This window comes from Parvibaculum sp. (genome assembly GCF_035511255.1).
Taxonomy (GTDB): Bacteria; Pseudomonadota; Alphaproteobacteria; order Parvibaculales; family Parvibaculaceae; genus Parvibaculum.
The window spans coordinates 1-3,587 of record NZ_DATKFR010000450.1 but is presented as its reverse complement, the minus strand read 5'-3'; the positions used below and the strand labels follow the sequence as shown (position 1 = coordinate 3,587).

The following is a 3,587-nucleotide window of genomic DNA, read 5'->3' as shown; positions in this document are numbered from 1 at the left end:
TTCGGCTAAGCCTCGTCCTCAGCTTCCCTCGTGCTTGGCGACCCAGTCGTCGGCGATCTTCTTCGCCTCGTCCTTCTCGCCTGTCCGCATGCGGCCGGAATACTTGTCCATTGCCGCGTTCACCGTCTTTGCGTCGGCCGGATCGACGAAACGGTTCGCGAGATCGAGCCAGGACCACCCTTTGATGCGATCCTGGTTGACGCCCTCGCCGTCGAAATGAATGCGCGCGAGTTCGAGGCAAGCCGGCACGTAGCGCTTCTCCGAGGCAAGCAGCAGCCAGCGCAGGCTTTCTGAGCGCTGCATCGGTACGCCGAGGCCTCGGCGATACATGTCGGCCAGATAATACTGCGCCTCCGGCCAGGCTTCGAGCGCGCCCTTCTCGAACATCTCGAAGGCCTTCTCGTTGTTCTTCTTGACGCCGAGCGCCTTGTTCCCGTCGCGGTAGACGAGGCCCACCTTCACCGCGGCCTGCGCATTGCCGCCCTGAGCAGCCTGCTGAAAATAATGGAAGGCCGTGCCCGCCGATTGCGGCACGCCGCGGCCCTGCTCATAGAGCTGTCCGACGAGATAGGCCGCCATCGCGTGGCCGCCCTTCGCGGCCTGCGCCCAGGCATCGACCGCCGAATTGATATCGCCCGCGCGAAACGCCGCGACGCCCGCGTTGAACATCGCATTCGCCGCCGGCGTCGGCTCGGCGAGCACCGTGCCTGTCAGGCTGAGCGTCAGCCCCAGCGAGGCGACGAGGGCGGCAAATCGTTGACGTCGGGACATTCTGGCAACTCCGGCTTCAGGAAGCGCCATTCTGGCAGAAAGCGCGGACTTGCAAAGCCTTTCGACACCTCGGCTGCACCATTGACCCTGTGGAAGCCAGAGGCCAACATCGCTGCCAATCCGGTCATCCATCCATAACAATCAATCCGGGAGGAAACGTCCAATGAAGGCTGCCGTTCTGCGCGAAACCAAGAAGCCCCTCGTCATAGAGGATGTCCAGATCAACAAGCCTGGCCCGCACGAGGTGCTGATCCGCACCGCCGCCGCCGGTGTCTGCCATTCCGACCTGCATTTCCTCGAAGGCTCCTATCCCTACCCGCTGCCCGCCGTGCTCGGCCATGAGTCCGCCGGCATCGTCGAGCAGGTCGGCTCCGAAGTCCGCACCGTAAAGCCCGGCGATCATGTCATCACCTGCCTCTCGGCTTTCTGCGGCCATTGCGAGCATTGCCTGACCGGGCACATGTCGCTCTGCGTCAGCCCCGACACGAAGCGCGAGGCCGGCGAGGAGTCGCGTCTCTCGAAGGATGCCGGGCCGATGAACCAGTTCCTCAATCTCTCGTCCTTCGCCGAATACATGCTCATTCACGAACATGCCTGCGTCGCGATCCGTAAGGACATGCCGCTCGACGTGGCCGCGCTCATCGGTTGCGCGGTTACGACCGGCGTCGGCGCCGTCATCCACACGTCGAATGTGCGACCGGGCGAAACAGTCGCCGTGATCGGCTGCGGTGGCGTCGGCCTCTCCGCGATCAACGGCGCGGCCATCGCCGGCGCGGGACGTATCATCGCGATCGACATGGTGGGCTCGAAGCTCAATCTCGCGAAGGAATTCGGTGCAACCGATGTCGTCAATCCAAAGGACGGCGATCCGGTGAAGCAGGTGCAGGACCTGACCGGCGGCGGCGTTCATCACTCCTTCGAGGCGATCGGCCTCAAGCAGACGGCGGAACAGTCGTTCAAGATGCTGCGTCGCGGCGGCACGGCGAACATCATCGGCATGATCCCCGTCGGCGTGAACATCGAACTGCACGGCGCGGAATTCCTCGGCGAGAAGAAAATCCAGGGCTCCGTGATGGGCTCCAACCGCTTCCCGATCGACATGCCGCGCTTCGTCGACTTCTACATGGCGGGCAAGCTAAAACTCGACCAGATGATATCGCGCCGCATCAAGCTCGATCAGGTCAACGAGGCGTTCGACGAGCTGAAAACCGGCGAACTCGCGCGCTCGGTCATCGTCTTCGACGCCTGATTGCCAATCATTCGCAACCGAGAAAGGCGGCTCTCCATGGCCGCCTTTTTCTTTTTCGACATCGCCAGCCGCGCGACACCTTGACGCGGGCCGGATCGATACCACCTGTTTGAAGTGTTCAATGCGAACCACAGGGAGGGATCAAACCCCATGCCTACCGTTGCAATGCTCGACGATCTGCCGAAAGGCGCATGGATCGCCGTCATGGTTCTCGGCTTCGTCCTGTTCTGGCCGGTCGGACTTGGCGTTCTCTTCTATCTGATCTGGAGCGGAAAAATGCACGCATGGAGACAGGAGCGCCGGGAGATGCGCTGCGGACGTTCGCAGTTCCGGCATTATCGCACGAGCGGCAACAGCGCCTTCGACGACTATCGCGACCAAACGCTGAAGCGCCTCGAAGAAGAGCAGCGCGCTTTCAGCGACTTCGTGGAGCGTCTGCGCCGCGCGAAGGACCAGCAGGAATTCGACCAGTTCATGGCCGAGCGGCGCGGTGCGCAGGACAACACCGCCGGCGCCTGACGATCCCGTGAAATCGAAGAGAAAGAGGTAGCCCCCAAGGCTGCCTCTTTGCTTATTCCGTCATCCCGGACCTGGTCCGGGATCCATCTTCCTTCTTCGCTCGACCAAAGCTGGATGCCGGACTCCCGGCCTTCGCCAGGACAGGCGGGCCGGCATGACGATGTGGTGATGCCACGCGGGCGTCTCAACCGGCGCCCTCAAGCATTTTCAGCGCCGCCGTCAGCCTTGTTCTCGCCGCCTCGGCTTCCATTTTGCGCTCGCGCTGCTCCTCGACGATTTCCTCGGGCGCCGAGGACAGGAACTTCTCGTTGCCGAGCTTCGCGTCAATCTTGCCGATCTCGCCTTCGAGCTTGCCGAGCTCCTTCGTCAGCCGCGCGGTCTCCGTCTTGAAGTCGACGACGTCGGCGACAGGCAGCAACACGGTAGCCTCGTCGAGCACGATCTGCAGCGCGCCCGCCGGCGTCGCGTCGGTCGCGTCGGCCGAAGAAAGCCGCGCCAGCCGAAGGATCAGGTCCTTGTGGCGTGCAAGGCGTTCAAGACTCTCTGGCGACGCCCCCTTGATGAACATCGGAATCTTCGCACCTGCCGGCACATTCATCTCGGCACGGACGGACCGGATGTCGGAGATGAGGCGCGTCACCCAGTTCATTTCGGCATCAGCCGCCGCATCGCCGAGCGACGAGAGGTTGGGCCATGCCGCCGTGACGAGGAGACCCTTGCGCGCCGGGCCAGCCGTCGTCGCCCAGAGTTCTTCCGTCATGAAGGGCATGAAAGGATGCAGGATCAGAAGGATCTGGTCGAGCACCCAGGCCGCCGTCGCGCGCGTCTCGGCCTTGGCGGCCTCATCCGAACCGAGCAGCAGCGGCTTGATGAATTCGAGATACCAGTCGCAGAAGACGTTCCAGACGAAACGATAATTCGCGCCGGCCGCCTCGTTGTAGCGATAGGCCTCGATCTCTTCCGTCACCTTCGCGGCCGTGCGCGCGACTTCGCCGACGATCCATTTGTTGACCGTCTGCGTCACCGTCGCCGGATCGAAGCCTTCGAC

The 3,587-nt window shown here is 63.0% G+C and carries 4 protein-coding genes; 2 read left to right on the top strand and 2 right to left on the bottom strand.

Translation table 11 applies throughout. The features are described from left to right. Nucleotides 1-18 precede the first annotated feature (18 nt). A complete protein-coding gene (locus tag VMR03_RS16795; protein WP_325407252.1) occupies nucleotides 19-771 on the bottom strand; it encodes a tetratricopeptide repeat protein in 753 nt (250 codons plus the stop codon). A gap of 163 nt (nucleotides 772-934) precedes the next feature. Here VMR03_RS16795 and VMR03_RS16790 point away from each other — a divergent pair, with 163 nt between their 5' ends. Beyond that, a complete protein-coding gene (locus VMR03_RS16790) occupies nucleotides 935-2,020 on the top strand; it encodes a Zn-dependent alcohol dehydrogenase (protein WP_325407250.1) in 1,086 nt (361 codons plus the stop codon). Nucleotides 2,021-2,170: 150 nt separating this feature from the next. Next, complete coding sequence (locus tag VMR03_RS16785) at nucleotides 2,171-2,539, top strand: DUF2852 domain-containing protein (protein ID WP_325407248.1); 369 nt, start codon at nucleotides 2,171-2,173, stop codon at nucleotides 2,537-2,539. A gap of 184 nt (nucleotides 2,540-2,723) precedes the next feature. Here VMR03_RS16785 and VMR03_RS16780 read toward each other — a convergent pair. Further along, a partial coding sequence (locus VMR03_RS16780) for a class I tRNA ligase family protein (RefSeq protein ID WP_325407246.1) occupies nucleotides 2,724-3,587 on the bottom strand: 864 nt, incomplete at its 5' end.